Annotated in this window: 20 protein-coding genes; 14 read left to right on the forward strand and 6 right to left on the reverse strand. The window is 73.6% G+C overall.

Annotation, left to right across the window (positions count from 1 at the left end; genetic code table 11):
- Positions 1 to 107 precede the first annotated feature (107 nt).
- The 4 genes from DVK05_RS04450 (at position 108) to DVK05_RS04465 (ending at position 5,484) form a co-directional block, all read left to right on the forward strand.
- Positions 108 to 1,049 (forward strand): permease, encoded by a 942-nt coding sequence (locus DVK05_RS04450; RefSeq protein WP_121562190.1) that lies wholly within the window; start codon positions 108 to 110, stop codon positions 1,047 to 1,049.
- Positions 1,050 to 1,110: 61 nt separating this feature from the next.
- Positions 1,111 to 2,055, forward strand: a complete 945-nt coding sequence (locus tag DVK05_RS04455) for a PHP domain-containing protein (protein ID WP_121562191.1) — start codon at positions 1,111 to 1,113, stop codon at positions 2,053 to 2,055.
- A 124-nt stretch (positions 2,056 to 2,179) separates the two neighbouring features.
- Positions 2,180 to 3,439 carry a gephyrin-like molybdotransferase Glp gene (glp, locus tag DVK05_RS04460; RefSeq protein ID WP_121562192.1) on the forward strand — a complete coding sequence of 420 codons (1,260 nt, stop codon included), beginning with the start codon at positions 2,180 to 2,182 and terminating at the stop codon, positions 3,437 to 3,439.
- On the forward strand, positions 3,436 to 5,484 hold the full coding sequence (locus DVK05_RS04465) for a molybdopterin biosynthesis protein (RefSeq protein WP_121562193.1): 2,049 nt from the start codon (positions 3,436 to 3,438) through the stop codon (positions 5,482 to 5,484). The genes glp and DVK05_RS04465 overlap by 4 nt, the downstream gene beginning before the upstream one ends.
- On the opposite strand, the gene DVK05_RS04470 is transcribed toward DVK05_RS04465, so the two are convergent.
- From DVK05_RS04470 to DVK05_RS04480, 3 genes are all read right to left on the reverse strand, one after another.
- Positions 5,454 to 5,951, reverse strand: a complete 498-nt coding sequence (locus tag DVK05_RS04470; RefSeq protein WP_121562194.1) for a PaaI family thioesterase — start codon at positions 5,949 to 5,951, stop codon at positions 5,454 to 5,456. The genes DVK05_RS04465 and DVK05_RS04470 overlap by 31 nt on opposite strands.
- A gap of 75 nt (positions 5,952 to 6,026) precedes the next feature.
- Positions 6,027 to 7,010, reverse strand: a complete 984-nt coding sequence (locus tag DVK05_RS04475) for a hypothetical protein (RefSeq protein WP_121562195.1) — start codon at positions 7,008 to 7,010, stop codon at positions 6,027 to 6,029.
- Positions 7,007 to 8,686, reverse strand: a complete 1,680-nt coding sequence (locus DVK05_RS04480) for a histidine kinase N-terminal 7TM domain-containing protein (protein WP_121562196.1) — start codon at positions 8,684 to 8,686, stop codon at positions 7,007 to 7,009. Before DVK05_RS04480 ends, DVK05_RS04475 begins: the two co-directional genes overlap by 4 nt.
- Positions 8,687 to 8,834: 148 nt before the next feature.
- On the opposite strand from DVK05_RS04480, the gene DVK05_RS04485 reads away from it, so the two are divergent.
- The 8 genes from DVK05_RS04485 to tgtA all read left to right on the forward strand — a co-directional run bounded on the left by DVK05_RS04485 (position 8,835) and on the right by tgtA (position 16,083).
- Positions 8,835 to 9,563, forward strand: a complete 729-nt coding sequence (locus DVK05_RS04485) for a lipoate--protein ligase family protein (RefSeq protein ID WP_121562197.1) — start codon at positions 8,835 to 8,837, stop codon at positions 9,561 to 9,563.
- A gap of 66 nt (positions 9,564 to 9,629) precedes the next feature.
- Positions 9,630 to 10,028 (forward strand): 30S ribosomal protein S6e, encoded by a 399-nt coding sequence (locus DVK05_RS04490; RefSeq protein WP_121562198.1) that lies wholly within the window; start codon positions 9,630 to 9,632, stop codon positions 10,026 to 10,028.
- 9 nt (positions 10,029 to 10,037) lie between these two features.
- On the forward strand, positions 10,038 to 10,505 hold the full coding sequence (locus tag DVK05_RS04495; protein ID WP_121562199.1) for a hypothetical protein: 468 nt from the start codon (positions 10,038 to 10,040) through the stop codon (positions 10,503 to 10,505).
- 56 nt (positions 10,506 to 10,561) lie between these two features.
- Positions 10,562 to 11,647, forward strand: coding sequence for an Lrp/AsnC family transcriptional regulator (locus DVK05_RS04500; RefSeq protein WP_121562200.1), 1,086 nt, complete (start codon positions 10,562 to 10,564; stop codon positions 11,645 to 11,647).
- Positions 11,644 to 12,312 carry a bifunctional precorrin-2 dehydrogenase/sirohydrochlorin ferrochelatase gene (locus tag DVK05_RS04505; RefSeq protein ID WP_121562201.1) on the forward strand — a complete coding sequence of 223 codons (669 nt, stop codon included), beginning with the start codon at positions 11,644 to 11,646 and terminating at the stop codon, positions 12,310 to 12,312. Before DVK05_RS04500 ends, DVK05_RS04505 begins: the two co-directional genes overlap by 4 nt.
- A complete protein-coding gene (gene hemA, locus DVK05_RS04510) occupies positions 12,309 to 13,649 on the forward strand; it encodes a glutamyl-tRNA reductase (protein ID WP_121562202.1) in 1,341 nt (446 codons plus the stop codon). The genes DVK05_RS04505 and hemA overlap by 4 nt, the downstream gene beginning before the upstream one ends.
- 100 nt (positions 13,650 to 13,749) lie before the next feature.
- A complete protein-coding gene (locus DVK05_RS04515) occupies positions 13,750 to 14,526 on the forward strand; it encodes a Nif3-like dinuclear metal center hexameric protein (protein ID WP_121562203.1) in 777 nt (258 codons plus the stop codon).
- Between the two features lie 78 nt (positions 14,527 to 14,604).
- Complete coding sequence (gene tgtA / locus DVK05_RS04520) at positions 14,605 to 16,083, forward strand: tRNA guanosine(15) transglycosylase TgtA (protein WP_121562204.1); 1,479 nt, start codon at positions 14,605 to 14,607, stop codon at positions 16,081 to 16,083.
- Positions 16,084 to 16,169: 86 nt separating this feature from the next.
- Here tgtA and DVK05_RS04525 read toward each other — a convergent pair whose 3' ends face one another.
- A complete protein-coding gene (locus DVK05_RS04525; RefSeq protein WP_121562205.1) occupies positions 16,170 to 16,502 on the reverse strand; it encodes an uS10/mL48 family ribosomal protein in 333 nt (110 codons plus the stop codon).
- Positions 16,503 to 16,664: 162 nt separating this feature from the next.
- Entirely contained in the window at positions 16,665 to 17,003 is a 339-nt protein-coding gene (locus DVK05_RS04530) for a hypothetical protein (protein ID WP_121562206.1), read from the reverse strand.
- A 201-nt stretch (positions 17,004 to 17,204) separates the two neighbouring features.
- Between DVK05_RS04530 and DVK05_RS04535 the strand changes: the two genes are divergently transcribed.
- Positions 17,205 to 17,651 carry a bis(5'-nucleosyl)-tetraphosphatase gene (locus tag DVK05_RS04535; RefSeq protein WP_121562207.1) on the forward strand — a complete coding sequence of 149 codons (447 nt, stop codon included), beginning with the start codon at positions 17,205 to 17,207 and terminating at the stop codon, positions 17,649 to 17,651.
- Between the two features lie 81 nt (positions 17,652 to 17,732).
- Positions 17,733 to 18,743 carry a DUF5787 family protein gene (locus tag DVK05_RS04540; protein WP_121562208.1) on the forward strand — a complete coding sequence of 337 codons (1,011 nt, stop codon included), beginning with the start codon at positions 17,733 to 17,735 and terminating at the stop codon, positions 18,741 to 18,743.
- A gap of 7 nt (positions 18,744 to 18,750) precedes the next feature.
- On the opposite strand, the gene DVK05_RS04545 is transcribed toward DVK05_RS04540, so the two are convergent.
- Positions 18,751 to 21,822, reverse strand: a complete 3,072-nt coding sequence (locus DVK05_RS04545; protein WP_121562209.1) for an FAD-binding and (Fe-S)-binding domain-containing protein — start codon at positions 21,820 to 21,822, stop codon at positions 18,751 to 18,753.
- Positions 21,823 to 21,909: the final 87 nt, after the last annotated feature.

Below are 21,909 nucleotides of genomic sequence, written 5' to 3' on the forward strand. Positions count from 1 at the left end.
AAACGCACGGGTCGGCGGGGTCGACCGCCGACCGCCCCGGACGGGCGACGCCGCGCGGCCGGCACCGCCGGGGTAACAGTCATTACACTCGGCGGAAACGTTCGCGTATGAGCGAAGCGGACGCAGAGAACGTCCTCATCGAGTACTACCGCCGATACGTCGGCGACCCGGACCGGACGATCGACGTGTACGCGGGGTTCGGGCTGTTCTCCGCCGGAATCGCCCTCGGGGTGATCGGGGTCGTCGTGTTCCTCTACAGCGCGACGCTGGACCCGACCGCGCTCTCGACGTACGCGGTCCGCGAGGTCGCGGCCGTCGCCGCCGCGGCCGGGCTCCCCGCCCTGCTGTTCGGCATCGTCGTCCTCCTCCCGGTCGACCGCCGAATGCTGTACCTGGCGGGCGTCGGCGTCGCGATCACCCTCGTCGGCACCGCCGCGTTCACCTGGGCGTACCCGCGCAACTGGAACGTCGTCGCCAACCCCGACTACAGCGCGCAGATCGTCGCGGGCTACACCCTCGGGCTGGTCGCGGTCATCGGCGCGACGGGCGGCGCCTTGGTCGCCCACCGCGTCGAGCGCGTCGCGGGCGGCGCGGTCGAGGGCGGCGCGTCAGAAGCCGGAAGCGGCGCCGCGGAGGCGGGCGGCGGGTCCGGCTCGGGCGCCGGCGGCGACGGCGAGGCGGTCACCGAGGAGTCGGTCCGCGCCGACATCGAGCGCGAGCTGTCGGACGCGGAGCTGACGTGGGGCGGCGTCGAGCGCTCCGAGACGCGCCGGCTCGAACTGAACACCAGCGCGGTCGACGACGCGGACGTCGACGCGGAGAAGCTGGCGGGCTCCGCGACCGAGACGCGGACGACCTCCGGCGCGGTCAACGACGCGGTCTCGGAGCTGAAGGGGCTCCAGGGCGGCGACGTGAAGACCGACAGCGGGCAGGGGACCGACGACCAGGCCGCGAAGCTCCGCGAGCTGCGCGAACAGCAGCGGAAGGAGGCCGAGGAGGCCGACGAGGACGAATCGGTCGTCGACAAGATCAAGGGGCTGTTCGGCTGAGCCCGCCCGCGCCGCCGCCGTCGCTGGCCCATTTATATACTTCCCGCCGCGTAGTCCGGGCGTGTCCAGCGTCACCGTCAGCATCGACCCGCACGTCCACTCGGAGGGGAGCTACGACGGCCACGAGCCCGTCGAGCTAATCTTAGAACACGCGGCAGAGATCGGGCTCGACGCGGTCGTCATCACCGACCACGACGTGATCCGGGAGTCGAAGCGCGCGGCCGAGATCGCCCCCGAGTACGGGCTGATCGGGATCCCCGGCGTGGAGGTGTCGACCGCGCACGGTCACCTGCTCGCGGTCGGCGTCGACCGGATGCCGCCCCGCGGGCGCCCCTACGCCGAGACGGTCCGCTGGGTCCGGGACCGCGGCGGCGTCGCGATCGTTCCCCACCCGTTCCAGCGCTCGCGCCACGGCGTCCGCCAGCGCAACATCCCGACCCCCGACCCGGCCGACGAGGCGGCGGCGACCCACGGCTCGGCTGACGAGGCGGAGGGCGAGGCGATCGAATCGGCGGCCCCCGAACCGACGCCGAACGGCGGGGCGACCCCCGAACCGGCGGCGGCCACCGAGGTCGACGCCATCGAGGTGTTCAACGCGTGGCTGTTCACCGGCTACCGGAACCGCCGCGCGCGGCGGTTCGCCGCGGAGCACGGCTACCCCGGCGTGGCCGCGAGCGACGCGCACCACCTCCAGTACGTCGGGCGGGCGTACACCGACCTGACGATCGAGGGCGCCGAGTCGGTCCGCGGGGTCACCGCCGACGACGTGCTGGCGGCGATCCGCCGCGGCACGACGACCGTCGAGGGGCGGCGCGCGCCGATCCGGATGGCGGCGAAACACTACGTCGGCGCGGCCGGGCGCCGGTCGGCCTACTACGCCCGGACCGGCGCCGCGCGGGGCGCGCAGGCCACCAAGCGGACCGCGGTCGACGGCGCCGTCGCCGCGAAGGTGGCCGCGCTCCAATCGGTCCACCGAACCCGGCGCCTCCTCTCCTGGTTCGCCTGACGGACGGCGCGGTGCGACGGAGCGGCACAGCGACGGAGCGACGCGAAGCGGTCGGCGGCCGGAGACGAGGGCGCCCGCGCCCGCGGAGAACGGGGTTTTTGCCCGCGGCCGCGAATGTGATCCCATGAGCCACGACAGACGCGAGTCCGGGTTCAAGCGGCGGACCCGGGTCGCGGACGCGAGGGCGACGCTGCTCGACGCCGTCACGCCCCACGACCGGACGGAGTCGGTCCCGGTCGGGGCGGCGGACGGCCGCGTCGTCGCCGAACCGATCGACGCGCCCGCGCCGGTGCCGGGGTACGACCGGGCCGCGATGGACGGGTACGCGGTCCGCGCCGACGACACCTTCGGCGCCGGCGACCGCTCGCCGGCGGTCCTCGCGGCCAAGCCCGCCGAGGCCGACGCCGTCGCGCCCGGCGAGGCCGCGCGCGTCCACACCGGCAGCGCGGTCCCCGAGGGCGCCGACGCCGTCGTGATGGTCGAGCGGGTAGAGGCGGTCGGCGACGAGGTCGAGGTGTTCGACGCGGTCGCGACCGGCGAGAACGTCGGCGAGGCCGGCGAGGACGTGGCGGACGGCCAGCGGCTGTACGAGCCCGGCCACGTCCTGCGCCCCTCCGACCTCGGGCTCCTGCGCTCGGTCGGCCTCGACGAGGTGACGGTCCGGGAGCCGCCCGAGGTGGCCGTGGTCCCGACCGGCGAGGAGCTCGTCGAGTCCGACCCCGGCCCCGGCGAGGTGATCGAGACGAACGGGCTCACCGTCTCCCGGCTCGTCGAGCGCTGGGGCGGCGAGGCCCGGTACCGCGACGTGGTCACCGACGACCTGGACGCGCTGCGCGAGGCGGTCGCCGCCGACCTCGACGCCGACGTGGTCGTCACCACCGGCGGCTCCTCGGTGGGCGAGCGCGACCTGATCCCCGAGGTCGTCGACGGCCTCGGCGAGGTGCTCGTCCACGGCGTCGCCCTGAAGCCCGGCCACCCGGTGTGCCTCGGGGCGGCCGAGGGGACGCCGATCGTCTCGCTGCCCGGCTACCCGGTCGCCTGTATCGTCAACGCGGCGCAGTTCCTCCGACCCGCGCTGAAGCGGGCGGGCGGGACCGACGCCGACCCGTTCCCGACGCGCCGCGCGACGCTCGACCGGAAGGTCCCGAGCGAGCCCGGTGTGCGGACGTTCGCGCGGGTGTCGCTCTCCGAGTCCGACGAGGGCGAGGGTGCTGACGGCGACGGCGGCGACGCCCTCCCGACCGCGACGCCGACGCGCGCGAGCGGCTCCGGGATCCTCTCCAGCGTCGCGCTCGCCGATGGCTGGGTCGTCGTCCCCGAGCCGCGCGAGGGCCTCGACGCCGGCGAGACCGTCGACGTCGAGCTCTGGGAGGTGACCGAATGAGCGACCGCAAGGAGTTCCGCGACCTCGCGACGCCCGAGGCCGCGCGCGAGGCGATCGCGTCGCTCGACCTCTCGCCGGCGCCGGAGACGGTCCCGCTGCGGGAGGCCCGCGGGCGGGTCCTCGCGGAGCGCGTCGACGCCGCCATCGACGTGCCGGGGTTCGACCGCGCGTCGATGGACGGGTACGCCGTGCGGGCGCGGGACACCTTCGGCGCGGACGAGGCCGACCCCGCCGAGCTGGACCTGGTCGGCGCGGTCCACGCGGGCGCGGCGCCGGACGTGACCGTCGAGCCGGGAACCTGCGCGGAGATATCCACGGGCGCGGTGATGCCAGACGGCGCCGACGCGGTCGTGATGGTCGAGCGGACGGACGAGGTCGGCGTGGACGGCAACGGCGGCGGGGACGGCTCAGCCCGGATCACGGTCCGCACGTCGGTCGCGCCGGGCGACCACGTGATGACCGCGGGGACCGACATCGCCGCCGGCGCCCGCGCGCTCGGCCCCGGGACGCGGCTGACCCCCCGCGAGATCGGGCTGCTGTCGGCGCTCGGCGTCGACGAGGTCCCGGTCGAGGGGCGCCCGCGCGTCGGGATCGTCTCGACCGGCGACGAGCTCGTCCGCCCCGGCGAGGAGCTCGACCCGGAGCGCGGCGAGATATACGACGTGAACTCGACGACGATCGCGGCGGGCGTCGAGGAGGCCGGCGGCGAGCCCGTCCTCTACCCGCACGCCGGCGACGACTACGCGGAGATGGAGCGGCTGCTCCGCCGCGCGGCCGACGAGTGCGACCTCGTGCTCTCCTCGGGGTCGACCTCCGCGAGCGCGGTCGACGTCATCTACCGCGTGATCGAGGCGCGCGGCGAGCTCCTCCTCCACGGCGTCGCGGTCAAGCCCGGGAAGCCGATGCTCGTCGGGCGGCTCGACCGGTTGGGCGACGGCGCCGACGGCGACGGGCCGGCGACCGGCGACGCCGGCGAGTCGGCGTACATCGGGCTCCCGGGCTACCCGGTCTCGGCGCTCACCATCTTCCGGACGTTCGTCGCGCCGGCGATCCGCGAGGCGGCGGGCCGAGACGAGCCCGCGACCGCGACGGTCGAGGGCCGGATGGGCGTCGGGGAGCGGTACGGCGAGGGGCGCCTGCGGCTGATGCCCGTGGGCCTGCTCGACCTCGACGACGGCGACCGCCCGCTCGTCTACCCGGTCGACAAGGGGTCGGGGGCGACGACGAGCCTCGTCGAGGCGGACGGCGTCGTCGCGGTCGACCCGGACACGGAGTACCTCGACGCCGGCGAGACGGTCTCGGTCGACCTGTTCTCCCCGGACGTGCGCCCGCCGACGCTGCTCGGCGTCGGCGAGGACGACCCCGCGCTCAACCGCCTGCTCGACCGGCTCGCGAACCCGCGGTACCTCGCCGTCGGCTCGCGCGAGGGGCTCCGCCGGCTCCGCGACGGCGTCCCCGACGTGGCCGTGACCGCGGGCCCGACCGACCGCGACGTCGACGCCGCGGTCCTCGGCGGCTGGGCCCGCGAGTGGGGGCTCGTCGTCCCCGAGGGCAACCCCGCCGACGTGACCGGGCTCGCGGACCTCGTCGACCGCGACCTCCGCCTCCGCAACCGGCCGACCGTCTCGGGTCTCCGGCGCAGCCTCGACGCGGCGCTCGACGACCTCGCGAACGACCGCGACGCCGACCGCCGCGACCTCGCCGACCGGATCGACGGCTACGAGCGGACCGCGAAGGCGTTCGAGAGCCCGGTCCGCGCCGTGGTCGCCGGCGACGCGGACGCCGGCCTTGGCCTCCGTGAGACGGCGGAGCGGCTCGGCTGTGACTTCGTCTCGCTCGGCGAGCAGTCGGTCGTCGCGCGGGCCGCCCCCGACCGCGCCGACCGCGAGCCGGTCGCGGCGCTGGCGGCGGCGCTCGGGACGGGCGACGACGCGGGCGCGGGTGCCGACGACGACGCGGGCGCCACTAGCGAGGCCGATCCGGCCCTCGACGCGATCCTCGCCGACCTCCCGGGCTACTCGCGAAACAGTCGGAACGAGCCCTGACCGACGACGACCTCCGACCGGCTCCCGTCGCTCGCGTCGTCGTCCGCGGTCGCCTCGCCCCCGTTTCCGGCGGTGGTGACCGTCATCTCGCTGACCCCGATCGATCCGCCCGCGCGCACCACCTCGGCCTCCGCGCGGAGGTCGCCGTTCGCGGGGCGGAGGTAGTTCGCGTTGAGGTTCACCGTCGCCACGCCGCCGTCGAGGGGGTCCTCGAACGTCGTGCGCTGAGCCACGCCGCCGGCCGTGTCGATCAGCGTCGCCGCCACGCCGCCGTGGATCGTCCGGCCGTCCGCGTTGGTGAGCTTGTCGTCGAAGGGGATAGAGAGGACGACGCGGCCGCGTTCGATCGTCTCGACCGACGTGTTCAGCCACGAGAGGTAGCCGTGCTCGTCCTCAAGCTTCCGCTCGACGAACTCGGTCGCCGCGTCGGGCAGCGGGTCCATCTCGGCGATGTCCGTGCGGTCCATGTTCCCGGGCAGACGCCGGGCCGGCTTGTACCCCCCGGAAACGCGAGACAACCGGCCGGCGATTCCCGTCGCCGCTCACCCGACGCCGAGGCGGATCGGGTCGTCGCTCGGGACGACCTCAACCGTCACCGATTCGCCGACGGCGAACTCGCGGTCCGGGCAGACCACCTTGACGCCGAACCGGTCGGTCCGCGACGCGAACAGGGACAGTCCGACGACGCGCTCGCCGTTCGCGAGGACGTCGACGGCGTCCCACTCGACGCGCGGCGCGCCGCCCGCCGCCTCGTGGTCGGCCGCGGTGCCGACCCGCGTCCCGAGCAGCGACACCGCGTCGCCCGGGCCGAGCGATCCGGCGCCCGCGCCGTCCGCCGGCTTCGGGGCGCGCGCGAACGTCCCGCCGCCCGCGTAGTGTGTCAGCCCGCCGTCGAGCGGGACGCCCTCGTCACTCGCGAGCGCGGCGAACGCCGGCCCGGCCCCGGAGCGGCGCAGTCCGTCGAGGACGACGTGGGTCGGCCCGCGCTCGACGACGGCGCCCGTCCCGTCCCAGGCGACCGGCTCGACCGCGGCGTCGACGGCGACCGGGAGGGACCCGCTGGCCCGGAGGAGGTCCGCGCCCGGGGCCCGGAAGCCGAGGTGGACGTGGTCGTCGACCCACTGCCCGAAGAAGCCGGAGCGCGTCGTCGGGCCGAGCGCGTCGCCGACGGCCACTTGGTCGCCGGGTTCCACCTCGGGGATCACGTGGAGGATCCGCGCGACGGTGCCCGGGGGAACGCTCGCCCGCGCGCACCACCCATCGTCGAGGTCGACGACGATCAGGTGGTCCTCCGCGGCCGCGTACGGGCGGTCCGGACAGCCGACGGTGCGGACCTCGCTGACGACCCCGGCGACCGGGGAGCGCCCGACGCCGTCGCGCGGATACAGGTCGACGGCGCGGCCGCGGTCGTGAGCCGGGTACGGGGAGTTGAACCGCGAGAACTTCTCGTACTCGCTGACGACCTCGCTAGGGAGCGCGACGGTCGTCCCGGGCGTGTCGGCCCCCTCGGTCTGCGGACCGGTCACGCGTCCGCCGCCTCCATCCCCTCGATGACGAACTCCGCGCCGCCGGCGTCTGACTCGGCGACCGAGAGCGACCACCCGTGCGCCTCGACGATGTCGCCGACGATGGCCAGTCCCAGGCCGGTCCCGCCGCCGAGCGACACGCCGCGCTCGGTGACGCGCTCGCGCTCCGCCGCGGGGACCCCTGGCCCGTCGTCGCCGACCGCCAGCTCGACCCGGTCGCCGTCGGCCTCGACGGAGACGGTGACGGCGACGTCCTCGCCCGCGTGGTCGATCGCGTTGCGGAACAGGTTCGACACCAGCTGTTCGAGGCGGTCGCGGTCCGCCAGCACCGTCGCGTCGCCGCCCTCGACGGTCAGGGTCGCCTCGGCGGTCTCCAGCCGCGACCAGACGCGCCGCACCGTCCCGTCGAGCGAGACGCGGTCGAGCTCGTCGACCGTCTCGCCGGCGGTCGCCAGCGCGAGCAGCCCCTCTATCATGTCGTCCATCCGCTCGTGGGCGTTCGCCGCCCGCTCCAAGGCGCCGTCGGGGTCGTCGCCGCGCTGGCGGGCCAGTTCGACGCCCGCCGACGCGGCCGCGAGCGGGTTGCGCAGGTCGTGGGAGACGACGCCGGCGAACTCCTCTAAGCGCTCGTTCTGCCGCTCGAGCTCGGCCTCTCGGCGCTCCAGCTCGGCCTGGCGCTCCTCGCGGGCGGTCACGTCGCGGAGCAGGAAGACGTGGCCGCGGTCGGTCCCCCGCGGGTCGGTGATCGGGTTCTCCTGGATGTCGAACTGCCGGTCGCCGATGGCGATCGGGTGCTCGACGCCGACCTCCAGGCGCGGGAACACCTCCGACAGCGACGACCCGACCGCGTCCGGCGGGAGGATCGCCTCGGCGGCGGGGTTCAGGTCGCGGATGCGCCCGTCGGAGCCGGAGACGATCACGGGGTCCTGCATCACCTCGACGGCGGTGTCGCGCGCGACGACCGCCGCGTCGAGGGTGCCGAGCCAGAAGACGGTGCCGTAGAGGAACACGCCGTGGATCACGAACGCCGTCGGCAGCCACGAGAGGTTCTCGTAGCTCCCCACGTCGACGAACGTCGCGATGCCGGCCAGGAACGGGAACAGCGTGCCGAGCAGGACGACGAACGTCTGGAGCCGGTAGCGGTTCCCCGTCCGCTCGTAGAGGTCGACGACGAGGAACGCGCCGGCGACGCACAGCCCGTACGCGAGGAGGACGAACAACCCCCCGGCGGGACCGAGCCCGTAGCCGAGCAGCGTGAACGGCCCCTCCGTCACCGGCGCCACGGAGCGGCGGGCGAGCCCGTGGGTGCCGCTCGACCACGCGAGCAGGACCCAGACGAACGCGGGGGTCGCGAGCGCGACGATCCGGTTCTCCGTCCGCCAGCGGTCGCGGCCGGTGAACGCCAGCGCGAAGAGGATCCAGAGGACGGGCAACGCGCCCAGCAGCGGCGTCGACAGGTTGAGCGCGACCGTCATCGTGACCTCGCCGGATGCGGCGACTTGGAGGGCATACAGGAGCGAGGCGCCGCCGCCGCACAGGAGGTAGAGCGCGACCTCGATCCCCCCGGGCTCGTCGCGCTCCCGCCACGCGACCCGGCCGAGCCAGAGCCCGATGCCCCCCGCCAGCAGGCAGGCGGTCAGGTACGCTTGGACCGGCAGCGCGCCCAGATCGCTCATCGATACCTGTACCACTTCCAGGGCCGACAAAACTGTTGTGTCACGGGACGGCGGCGGGCGGGCGGTCGCCGGCCGCGCAGACCCGCGACCCCCGCCGCGCGGCGCCCTCGGCGCAAAGGGCTTGTGCGATCCCCCCCTCGGCTCCGTCATGCGCGTCTTCAGAGGGGAGTTCGCGACGCCGGCCGCCGACCGGGAGCCGACGGCCGACCTGCTCGCGTCGGCCGCGGACGGCGTCCCCGCGGTCCGCGTCACCGCGCCCCCGCGACAGGTCGCGTTCGGCCGGCGCGACGCCCGCGAGCCCGGGTTCGAGGCGGCGAAGCGGGCGGCCGAGGCGGCGGGGTTCCCGTCAGTCGAGCGCGACGTGGGCGGCCGCGCGGTCGCGTACACGGGGGCGACGCTGTCGTTCGGCGTCGCGGTACCGACCGGGGCCGGCCGCGGGTCGATCGACGCGCGGTACGAGACGGCGACCGAGGCGCTCCGCGACGCGCTCCGCGACCTCGGCGCGGACGTGGTCCGCGGGGAGCCGCCGAACGCGTTCTGCCCCGGCGACCACTCGCTGCGGGTCGCCGACGGCGCCGGCGACGCGAACGGGGGGAAGATCGCGGGGCTCGCCCAGCGCGTGCGCGCCGACGCGGCGCTCGTCGCGGGCGTCCTCGTCGCCTCGGCGGACGATCCCGACCCGATCGCGCGAGTCACCGACCGCGTCTACGGCGCGCTCGACGTGCCGTTCGACCCCGGATCGGTCGGGAGCGTCGCGGGCGCGGGCGGCCCGGACGACCCCGACGCCGTCGCTCGCGCCGTCGAGGCCGCGTTCGTCGAGGGCGCGTGGGGGGACGGCGAACGCGAGATCGTCCGCGTCGACGGGGCAGACGCCTGAGCGCGCCGCGGCCCGCGGTTCCGACGTTTCGACGTGCTTTTTATGCGCGGGCATCTGGGTTCGCGCATGGCCGAATTCAAAGTCGTCGTCGCCGACCCCGAGACCGGCGAGACGTTCCAGCGAGAGGTCGACGGACAGGACGCCAACCGATTCCTCGGTCGCGAACTCGGCGACGAGATCGGCGGCGACGCGGTCGGACTCCCCGAACACACCATCGAACTCACCGGCGGCTCCGACGAGACCGGGCGCCCGATGCGCGAGGACGTCTCCGGCACCCGCCTGAAGGAGCTCCTCCTGGAGGGCGGCGTCGGCTTCGAGCCGTCACGCGAGGGCGAGCGCAAGCGGATCACCGTCCGCGGCCGCGAGATCGACGACGACATCGCGCAGATCAACGCCAGCGTCGTCGACGGCGACGGCGACGTGGCGGCCGCGCTCGGCGAGGGCGACGACGACGCCGACGAGTAAGGCGCCCCGATGCCTCGCGTTCCCTCCGACGGCGAGGACGTTTCCTCGATTCGCGTCTCGCTCGCCCGCAGCGGCGGCACTCGCCGCCCCTGCGTCAGGCTCCCGGACGACGACGCGCTCGACGGGCGCGTCGAGTCCGGCGCCTGCGACGCGCTCGGCGTGAGCGCGGGTGACGTGATCCGCGTCGCGATCGACCGCGAGGAGTACCACGCGCGGGTCGCGGCCGACTCGAACGGGCGGCTGCTCCGCGGCGCGTACGACAACCGGCGGCTCGCGCGCGAGGCCGGCGAGGGGGCGAACCGCCTGGTCGAGTGGCTCGACGCGAACGGTCGGGAGCCCGGGGACAGCGTCGTCCTCGACGTGGTGGTGCCAGGCGAGCTGTACGGGCTGCGTATCCCGGGCGAGCGGACCCTGTACGACGCGAACAGGGGGCCGCGGTCGTCGCTCGCGGACATCGCCCGCGACCTCGACGGGTAGGCCCGCCGCGGCGACGGGTCGAATCGCTTATTCTCGCTCGGGTCCGAGATCGGTCCATGCAGGAGGTCGACGCGGATCTAACGGCGCTCGACCGCGCGATCATCAACGCGTTCCAGGGCGGCTTCCCGGTCGCGGAGCGGCCCTTCGACGCGGCGGCGGCCGCGCTCGGGGAGCGCGGCGTCGAGGTCACGGGGCCGGAGCTCTGCGAGCGCGTCCGCGAACTCGACGAGGAAGGGATCCTCTCGCGGTTCGGGGCGCTCGTCAACGCCGAGGAGATCGGCGGGGCGGCGTCGCTCGTCGCCATACACGCGCCCGAGGACCGCTACGACGAGATCGCGGAGACGGTGAACGAGTTCACCGCGGTCGCGCACAACTACGAGCGGGAGCACCCGCACCTCAACATGTGGTTCGTGGTGAGCGTCGCCGACCACCCCGACCCAGACAAGGACGGCCACGACCGCGTCGAGGAGGTGCTCGCGGAGATCGAGGCCGCGACGGGCCAGGAGACGTACAACCTCCCGAAGCTCCGGGAGTTCCACGTCGGCGCGAAGTTCCTCGTCGACGGGCCGGTGCCCGACGGCGACGTGGACCTCTCGCATCTGGGTCCCGAGGTCGCGCCGAGCGACCGCGGGACGCTCACGCCCGACGAGCGCGACCTCGTGGTCGAGATCCAGGGCGGCCTCCCGATCACGGAGACGCCGTACGCCGACGTGGCGGCGGCGATCGGGGCCGACGTCGACTGGGTGATCGAGACGATCAAGCGGTTCGAGCGGGAGGGGAAGGTGCGCCGCGTCGGCGTCATCCCGAACCACTACGCGCTCGGCTACACGGAGAACGGGATGACGGTCTGGAACGTGCCCGAGGAGGTCTTAGACGAGGTCGGGCCCGCGGTCGCGTCGCTGGACTTCGTCACGCACTGCTACGAGCGGCCGCGCCACGCCGGCGTCTGGGAGTACAACTTCTTCGCGATGACGCACGGCCGCACGGAGGCGGAGAGCGAGCGCCGGATCGCGGAGGTCAGGGAGCTCATGGCCGAGCACTGGGACGTGGGCGCCGACGACTGGGACACGCTGTTCTCGACGCGCATCCTGAAGAAGACCGGCATCCGCATCGCGGACCGGGCGGACAGCAACACGGCGTGACCCCGCTGTACCACGACCTCGCGGGCGAGACCGTCGCCGTCTTCGGCGGCGGCGCCGTCGGCGCGCGCAAGGCGCGCGGGTTCGACGAGGTGGCGCGGGTGGTCGTCGTCAGCCCCGAGTTCGACGAGCGGCTGCTGTCGCTCGCGGACGAGCGCCCTGACGAGCCGTCCGTCGAACTGATACGCGCCGCCCCGGACCCGGAGGCGGTGCCAGACTGGATCGACCGCCTCGACCCGGCGCTCGCGGTCGCCGCGACCGACGACGCAGCGGTCAACGCCGCCGTCGAGTCGGCCGCGCTGGACCGCGGGATCCTCGTCAACCGGACGGACGTGTCGGGCGGCCGCGACCCCGGGAGCGTCGTCGTCCCCGCGACGGTGGAGGACGACCCAGTGACCGTGGCGCTCTCGACGGGGGGCACGAGCCCCGCGCTCGCGAAGGCGCTGCGCGAGCGGATCGAGGCCGAGATCGAGGGGGCGGGCGCGATGGCGGCGCTCTCGGGCGAGATCCGCGAGGAGCTGAAAGCGGCGGGCGTCCCGCCCGCGAAACGCCGGGAAGCGGTCCGGCGCGTTGTCAGATCCCGGGGGGTTTGGAAGGGTTTACAAAAGGGGAGATCCAACGGACGGCAAGAGGCCGACACCGTGATCGAGGAGGTACTCGACCGATGAGAGAGACGGGTGCGATCGCCGGCGTGAGCGTCGCCCACGCCGACGCGACCGTCGACGAGATCGAGGCCGCCGGCGGCGACGGCGTCCGCGCGACCGTCTCGGACCTGCTCGCACGCGAGGGAGTCGAAGAGGCGTTCGCGGTGCAGACGTGCAACCGCTCGGAGGCGTACGTCGTCACCGACCGGACCGTCGACGGGGCGACGGCGCTGTCGACGTTCGCCCCCGACGTACGCGCCGGGGCGGCCCGCCGCCTCGACCACGAGGAGAGTCTGGAACACCTGATGCGCGTCGCCTCCGGGCTGGAGTCGCTCGTGCTCGGCGAAGACCAGATCATCGGCCAGCTGCGCGAGGCCTACGAGGAGTCGAAGTCGGCGGGCGGCATCGGGCCGGTGCTCAAAGACGCCGTGACGAAGGCGCTCCACGTCGGCGAGCGCGCGCGGACGGAGACCGAGATCAACGAGGGCGTCGTCTCGCTCGGCTCCGCGGCCGTCCGGCTGGCGGCGGGCGAGATCGACCTCACCGACGGGACGGCCGTCGTGGTCGGCGCCGGCGAGATGGGGACGCTCGCGGCCCGCACGCTCGACGACACCGCCGTCTCCGAGATCGTCGTCGCGAACCGCACCGTGCCCCACGCGGAGTTCGTCGTCGAGGAGGTCGACACCCCGGCGGAGGCGGTGTCGCTCGCCGACCTCCCCGCGGTGATCCCCGAGGCCGACCTCGTCGTCACCGCGACCGGGAGCCCCGACCTTGTCGTCCATCCCTCCTACGTCGACGGCGCCGGTCGCGTCGTCTGTATCGACATCGCGCAGCCCCGCGACGTCGACCCCGCGGCCGGCGCCCGCGAGGGCGTCACCGTCTACGACATCGACGACCTCGAGGACGTCACGCGGCGGACCCGCGAGAGCCGCGCCGAGGAGGCCCGGAAGGTCGAGTCGATAATCGACGACGAGCTCGACCGCATCCTGGAGGCGTACAAGCGCAAGCGCGCCGACGACGCCATCTCGGCGATGTACGCCGGCGCGGACCGGGTGAAGGCGCGCGAGCTCGACCGCGCGATGTCGAAGCTGGAGGCGCAGGGCGACCTGAGCGACGAGCAGCGCGAGACGGTCGAGGACCTGGCGGACGCGCTCGTCGGCCAGTTGCTCGCCGCCCCCACCCGGTCGCTCCGTGACGCCGCCGGCGAGGACGACTGGGAGACGATCCGGACCGCCCTCCAGCTGTTCGACCCCGAGTTCACCGCGCAGGCGGAGGCGCCGGACGAGGCGGACCTCACCGAGGCCGGGGCCGGCGGGCCGGACGCGATCCCGGACTCCGTCGCAGAGGAACTCGACGACTGATTCTCGTCTCGGCCGCTGCGTCACCGACCGCTCACGATCCCGACCGGACCGGTCCCCGCGGACCGCCGCGCTTTATTCCCCGGCCGGTCCACGGGTCGGTATGAAGCTCTCCGAGTACGTCGAACGACTCGACGACCGACTCGACACGGCCGCGTACGCCGACGTCGACGCGAGCGCGAACGGGCTCCAGGTGGGGCCGGAGGCGGCCGAGATCGAACGCGTCGCATTCGCGGTCGACGCCGCGCGGGCGACGATCGAGGCCGCCGCCGACTCGGATGCCGACGCCCTCGTCGTCCACCACGGGCTCTCGTGGGGGGGAATCGAGCGCGTCACCGGACGGGTCCACGACCGGATCGCAGCCCTGGTCGAGCACGACATCGCGCTGTACGTCTCGCACCTCCCGCTCGACGGCCATCAGGAACTGGGCAACGCCGCCGGCGTCGCGGACGCGGTCGGGCTCGCGGACCGCGACCCGTTCGGCGAGATGGGACCGGTGACGATCGGCACGATCGGCGAAGCGGCGGAACCGCGGTCGGCGGCGGCGATCCGGGAGACGCTCGACGGCTTCGAGGGGCAGCCGGACGGCGAGCCGTCCCCGACGCGGGTGCTCGACTTCGGCCCCGACGAGATCGAACGGGTCGCGGTCGTCACCGGATCCGGGGTCGACTGGCTCGACGAGGCGGTCGCCGCCGGCGCCGACGCGCTGATCACCGGCGAGGGGAAACAGCAGGCGTACCACGACGCGCGGGAGGCGGGCCTCACGGTGTTCCTCGCCGGCCACTACGCCACGGAGACGTTCGGCGTCCGCGCGCTCCAGTCGCTGACCGACGACTGGGGCGTCGAGACGACGTACCTCCCGCACCCGACCGGGCTGTAACGGGGGCGCGACCGCGCTCCCGGCGGCGCGCTCGCCGCCGAACGCAACCCTTACCGCTCGCGTCCGCGCAGTCGGGGTATGCGCGATCACTTCGAGATCCGGGACCACGACGCCGCCGGGCGGATCGGGCGGCTGGAGGTCCCGCGCGCCGACGTCACGGTCGAGACGCCGGCGCTTCTGCCCGTGGTCAACCCCAACGTGCTCACGATCGAGCCCGAGCGGCTCCGCGAGGAGTTCGGCGCGGAGATGCTGATCACGAACTCCTACATCATCCGCAGCACGGACCGCATCCGCGACCGCGTGGTCGACGAGGGGCTCCACGAGTTCCTCGGGTTCGACGGCGCGATCATGACCGACTCGGGCTCCTTCCAGCTGGCCGAGTACGGCGACATCGACGTGACGACCGCGGAGATCATCGAGTTCCAGCGGCGGATCGGGAGCGACGTGGCGACCCCCGTCGACGTGCCGACGCCGCCCGACGCGGACCGCGAGCGGGCCGAGCGGGAGTTGGAGACGACGAAGCGGGCGCTCGCGGACGCGGAGGACGCAGACACCGGCGAGATGCTCGTCAACGCCCCGGTCCAGGGCGCGACGTACGCCGACCTCCGCGAGGCGGCGGGGCGGCACGCGGCCGCGACCGACCTCGACGTGTTCCCGGTCGGCGCGATGGTCCCGCTGCTCAACTCGTATCGCTACGCCGAGGTCGTCGAGACGGTCCGCGCGGCGAAGCGCGGCCTCGGCCCGGGCGTTCCGGTCCACCTGTTCGGCGCCGGCCACCCCATGATGTTGGCCCTCGCGGTCGCGGCCGGCTGCGACCTGTTCGACTCGGCCGCCTACGCGCTGATGGCCCGCGACGGCCGCTACCTCACGGTGTCGGGGACGGAGCACCTGGAGGACCTCGACTACTTCCCCTGCTCGTGTCCCGTCTGCGCGGACCACACCCCGGCCGACCTCCGCGGCTTCGGCGACGGCGAGACGGAGCGGCTGCTCGCCGAGCACAACCTCCACGTCACCTTCGAGGAGCTGCGCCGCGTGAAGGAGGCGATCCGGTCCGGGAACCTGCTCGACTTAGTCGACCGCCGCGCCCGCGGCCACCCCGCGATGCTCGACGGCTACCGCGCGCTGCTCGACCACGCCGGGGAGCTGGAGCGCACCGACCCCGGCTCGAAGGACGCGTTCTTCTACACCTCCCACGAGGCGGCGCGCCGGCCCGAGGTGCGACGGCACCGTGACCGCCTCGGCCGGCTGGCGGCGCCGGACGACCTGCTGCTCACCGAGTCGAAGGCGCCCTCCGACCACGCCTACGACGCCGTGTGGCGCGTGAAGCCGCCGTTCGGCCCCTACCCGCCCGCGCTCTCGGAGACGTACCCCCTCACCGCCGAGGTGCCCGAGCGGACCGACGACGCGGCGCAGGTCGCGGCCGCGGCGGGCGTGACCGCGCTCGCGGACGCCAACCCCGAGACGGCGCTCACGCTCGGCCACGACGCGTGGTGCGACGCGGCGCTGGAGCGGCTCCCGGACCGCGTCGAAACGGAGAACCTGCGGACGCTCGGCTGACGAGCCGGCGGCTCGCTGGGGAGTGTCGTCGCGGCGAAAAGCGCAGCCGTGACCGCGTCGCCCGGCCGTTCTGGACCGTGACCGGCTCAGTCGCGTCGGTGCCCGAGCGGCTTCTTCTGGTCGACCTCGACCTCGACGTGGATCGAGTCGGGGAAGTCGCGGCCGACCACGTCGCGCGCGATGTCGTCGGCGCCGTGGATCTCCATCGAGCGGCGGTACACGTCGTAGCGCCACGGCGAGAACTCGTCGCCGGGCGCGAGGTCCTTGTACAGCGGGACGGTGACGCGCTCCGAGGGGCTCGCGTGCGGGCCCTTGCACTCGGCGCCCTTGCGTTCGAGCGTCTCCTTGAGCTCCTGGACGGTCTCGACGAGCACGTCGCGGTCGCCGGACGCGAAGTCGAGTTTCGTGACGAAGGTCATGGCTGGGGGTCGTCCGCCAATGGCCGCCCGAGCGGTAAAAACGCATCTACCCGCAATTCCGGCCCCGAATTCGCGCCGGCCGCGACGGTCGCTGGAGCCGAGCGTAGCCCGCGGTATCCGCACTGCCGCGCGCCGCGGCCGCGTTCGGGCTCAAACCCCGAGTTACGGCTTCGCGTTTAGCCGGCCCGCGGAGTCGTCCCGCTCGCCGGACGGTCGGCGCTGTGTCGGACCAGTTCCCTGAAGACGGCCGGCCGGAGCGTTCCCTCGGTCGACCTCGCGTAATCGGGTTATCCGCCAGCCGTCGCCCCGACAGCGGACGGATTCGAGGACGACTTCGACCGCGTCCCCGAGGCGTAGGTCAGCCAAGCGATCGCGGGCGTCCTCGGTCGCGTCGATGGCGTGATACGTCCGGCCGTCGACGCCGTGGAGAGTCACGCCCCTGTCGGGGTGCGGTTCCGTCGCGAGCCGACACCGCCGCCGAACCTCAGCGGTCGCTCCCATTATTCCGGGTCACGTGCGACGCAATCATAAAACGAACTATGAGACCGACGGAGTGCTATTGACCGGTACCGAGAGCGGTGTGGCGCCGTTTCGACCGTCCGGCGATGCTCGGAACCCCGCCGTCTCGTCTTTCAGCCCGCACTGACACGACCGTTCGGAAGTCCGACACGCTCTTTAGGGGTGATCGCTTACCTGCGGCCAATGACGGTCGAAGCGACCAGTGCCGGAGCCATCCTCTTCCGCGATACCCGCGGCGAACGGGAGTACCTGCTCCTGAAGAGCCGACCGGGGGACTGGGAGTTCCCCAAAGGCGGGGTCGAGGGGGACGAGGAGCTCCAGCAGACGGCGATACGAGAAGTCGGCGAGGAGGCCGGAATCGAGGACTTCCGGCTGATCGACGGGTTCCGCAGGGAGTACGACTACGTGTTCGAGGCGAACGGGAAGACCATCCACAAGACGGTCCACCTCTTCATCGCCCGCTCGTTCGAGGCGAGCGCGGAGCTCTCGAAGGAGCACCGCGACCTCCAGTGGCGCGACTACGACCAGGCGATCAACACGATCACGCAGGACGGCCCGCGCGACATCTTAGAGGAGGCCCACGAGTACCTCGACGAGCGGAAAGACGAGGAAGACGGCAAGTACGTCTGATCGGGACGGAGCCGCCCACGGCGACGGCGGTCGCACCCCCGAGCGGTTGGCTTTTGTCCGCCCCGCTCGACGGGTCGACCAGTGACGCCCGACGCCGAGTTCGGCTACGAGCTGTTGGTCTGCCGGTTCGCCGAGCTGGCCTGGCACCCGAGCGAGGGGCCGCGTCCGGCGATCGTCGCCCGCCAGCTCGGCACCAAGGAGCGCCGCTGGGACACGGTCGTAATCGAGGTCGACCCGGCGGCGTTCGCGCGGCGGCGCGCGTTCGGCGACCGGACCATCGACTCCGACCTCCTCCACGTGGTCCGCGGCGCGCCCGCCGAGTGGGCGTGGTACCGCGACGCCCTCCCGGACCCGGGCTACCCGTGGCGCTACGTGCGGCAGGCGGTCCACCGCGCCGCGGGCCGGGACCTGATCGAGAAGCGCCGCGACGGCAACCGCATCGAGATCCGGCGGGTGCGCCCGTACCCGGACTGGGTCGAGCGGATCGTCGCGGTCGAGAACAAGCCGGACCTGGACCGCTCGGCGGCCGACCGGCTCGCCGACCAACTGGCCCACGACGTCGAGGCCGCGCTCGCCGACGAGGCGTGGCTCGCGACGGAGACGACGGGCGAGCGCGTCGAGCCCGCCCTGCTCCGCGAGATGCCCGTCGAGGCCGGCATCCTCGCGACCGACTTCGCGGCGGGCGTCGACACCGACGCCGCCGACGTGGCCTGGCACCCGAGCGACCTCGCGCCGGGGGAGGGCGAGCGCCGCGACCCCGAGACGGAGACGCTGCGCTTGGAGATCGCCGAGCGGGCGTACGGGAAGGGGTGGCGCTCGTTCCACGACACGATGCGCCCCGACTGCCGGCACTTCGAACTCCGGCGCGAGGGGCGCGCGCTCGTCCCGCACTGCGCCGCGAAGGGGAAGGTTCCGACCGCGCGGGAGTGCTCGGGGTCCTGTCCGGAGTTCTCGCCGGAGCCGCCGCAGTGGCGCACGCGGGGGTGGCCGATCGAGGGCGGCCCGGGGAAGGGGTTCAAGCGCGTGTTGCGGCGTCGCCGCGAGCGGGAGCGTGACGCGGTCGCGGGCGCGGGGCGACCCGAGTCCGAGTGAGCGCGGGCTACGCCAGCGCGGCCGCCAGCTTCTGGATCGGGTGCGTCGGCTCCGGCACCTCGCCGGGGCCCTCCTCCAGCTGCGTCCGGCAGGAGGTGCCCGGCGCGACGAGGGCGTCGCCGCCGCTGGCGTCCACCTGCTCGAACAGCGTCTCGCCGATGGCCTTGCTCATCGAGTAGTGCTCGGCCTCGTAGCCGAACGAGCCGGCCATCCCGCAACACGAGGAGTCGAGCGGGTCGACGCCGTAGCCGGCGCGCCGGAGGACGCCGACGGCGTGGTGGTCCTTCTTCGTCGCCTTCTGGTGGCAGTGGCCGTGGTAGGTGAGCGACTCGGTGGGGGCGTCGAGGGCGAGCTCCTCGTCGAGCCGGTGGGCGTCGACGTACTCCATGACGCCGTAGGCGCTCTCGGAGACGGCCGCCACGTCGGCGTCGGGCACGTCGCTGGCGTCGCCGTCGAGCAGGTCGTGGTAGTCCGACTGGAGCATCACGGCGTCGGAGGGCTCGACGACGACCACGTCCCAGCCGTCGCGCACGTCCGGCGCGAGCGTCTCGACGGCGTCTTTTGCCGTCGCGCGCGACACGTCGAGCAGGCCCTTCGAGTGGGGCGGGCGCCCGCTGCCGTCCACGTCGGGTATGCGGACGTGGCAGTCGGCGGCCTCCAGCACGCGAACCGCGGCCTTCCCGGCGCCGGGGTTCGTGTAGGTGGTGTACACGTCGGGGAACAGCAGGACGTCGCGGGCGGCCTCCTCGCGCGGGACGCCCGCCCCGCCGCGGGCCTCGAACCAGTCGACGAGCGTCTCCGAGCGGAAGGTGGGCAGGTCGCGCTCCCTGGCGATGCCGAGCGCCTTCTCCGCGAGGAGGCCGCTCCCGGGGATCTTGTTCGGGAGGTTCGAGAGGGGCGCGAACCGCGACGCGAGCGGGGCTAGCGACTCGAAGCGGCCGAGCAGCCGCGTCCGGAGGTCGGCCCCGTGTTCCTCGTGGTGGGCGTGCTCGACCTCGGCCTTCAGCTTCGCCATGTCGACGCCGCTCGGGCAGTCCACCTTACAGCCCTTACAGCCGACACAGAGGTCCATCACCTCGGTGACGAACTCGTCGTCGGTCGGGTCGTCGGGGAGTTCGCCGTTGATGGCCCCGCGGAGCATGTTTGCCCGGCCGCGGGTCGACTGGATCTCCTCGTCGGCGGCGCGGTAGGTCGGACACATCACGCCGCCGGTCGTCTCCTGCGGGCCGCGGCAGCCGCCGCAGCCGTGACACAGTTCGACCATCCCCTGCATCCCGTTGTCGACGGCCCACTCCATCGCGGGGTCGAAACCGGCGTCGTACTCGTAGTCGGCGTCGAACCGCAGGTTCTCGCGCATGTCGACCTCCCCGCAGACGTTGCCCGGGTTGAGCAGCCAGTCGGGGTCGAACGCGGTCTTCAGGTCGCGGAACGCCTCCCAGAGCTCGTCGCCGTACAGCTTCCGGTTCCACTGGGTCCGCGCGCGGCCGTCGCCGTGCTCGCCGGACACCGAGCCGCCGAGCCGGACCACGGCGTCAGTGACGCGGTCGGCGATGTCGAGCATCGCCTCCACGTCGTCGACGTCCTTCGTGTTGATCAGCGGGCGGACGTGGAGGACGCCGGGACCGGCGTGCGCGTAGAACGTCGCGAACGTGTCGTTGTCGGCCAGGATCTCCTGGAACTCGCGGGTGTACTCGGGGAGGTGCTCGGGCGGGATGGCGCAGTCCTCGATGAAGGAGATGTGCTTCTCGTCGGTGGTCCGCGAGAGGAGGATCGGGAGGCCGGCCTTGCGCATCTTCCAGAAGCGGTCGCGCTTCTCGGGGTCGTGGGCCTCCATGGCGTGGGCCGCGCGGCGGGGGTGGCTCGTCGTCTCGGCGGCGCCAGCGCTCGGCTCGACCGCGGTGTCGACGCCCCCGTCTCCGTCGGCGGCGCCCACGCGGTCGGCGATGAGATCTGCGACCTTCCGTTTCCCCTCGGCGTCGCTGTCCGCGTAAAACTCGACGAGGAGCGCGGAGTCGGTGCCCTCCGGGAGCATCCCGACCACGTCCTCGAACTCGGGCGTGTCGGCCGCGAGGCCGAGCAGCACGTCGTCCATCACCTCGACGGCGGCGGGGTCGTGTTCGAGACAGGCCGCCACGTCCTCCATCGCGTCCAGCAGGTCGTCGTAGGTGAGCAGCGCCACCGCCTTCGTCTCGGGGATCTCGACGAGCGAGACGGTCGCCTCGGTGACCGTCGCGAGCGTCCCCTCGCTGCCGGCCATGAGCCGCGCGAGGTTGACCACGCCCGCCTCGCCGTGCTCGCCGCGGTACTCGGCGAGGAGCCGGTCGAGGTTGTAGCCGGAGACGTTCCGCTTCAGCTCGGGGTAGCGCTCGTCTATCCGGTCGGCCTCCTCGTCTAAGACCCGGACGACCTCGGCGTGGATCCGGGGGAGCAGGTCGTCGCTGTCGGCGTTTGCGGACTCGCGGAGTTCGTCGACTGCGACCTCACCGAACGTCGCCACGGTGCCGTCGGCGAGGACGACCTCGACCTCCTCGACGTAGTGGTCCGTCTTGCCGTACTTCAGCGAGTGCGAGCCGGTTGAGTTGTTGCCGATGGCGCCGCCGACCGCGGACTTGTCGCGCCACGCCGGGTCCGGCGCGAACTTCAGGCCGTCGCCCTCGACGGCGGCGTTGAGGTCGCCCACGTACGCGCCGGCCTGGACGCGGGCCGTCTCCGCGTCGGCGTCGGTCTCGATCACCGCGTCCATCTCGCCCGTCAGGTCGAGGACGACCGCCTCGTTGACGGTCTGCCCGGCGAGGGATGTGCCGCCGCCGCGCGGGAGGACGGGGATCCCCTCCGCGAAGCAGTACTCGTGGACGGCCGCGACGTCCGCGGTCGACTCCGGGATCACGACGCCGATCGGGGTGACCTCGTACGCCGAGGCGTCGGTCGCGTACAGCCGCTTCGAGTAGTCGTCGAACCGCACGTCGCCGTCGACGCGGGCGTCGAGCGCGTCGACGAGGTCCGGTCGCTCCACGGACCCGCCGGTGTAGTCGAAGTCCCCGCCGTCCGTCGGATCCGGCTCCGGCGTGTTGGTGGCCATGCGAGACCCTCGCGGTCGAACCATGAAAAACCTCTTGCCGCCCGCGCGCCGCGGGAACTCCATCCGCCCGCCCGGCCGCATCCGATC

The sequence above is a fragment of the Halorubrum sp. Atlit-8R genome (assembly GCF_003666025.1).
In the GTDB taxonomy this organism is placed as follows: domain Archaea; phylum Halobacteriota; class Halobacteria; order Halobacteriales; family Haloferacaceae; genus Halorubrum; species Halorubrum salinarum.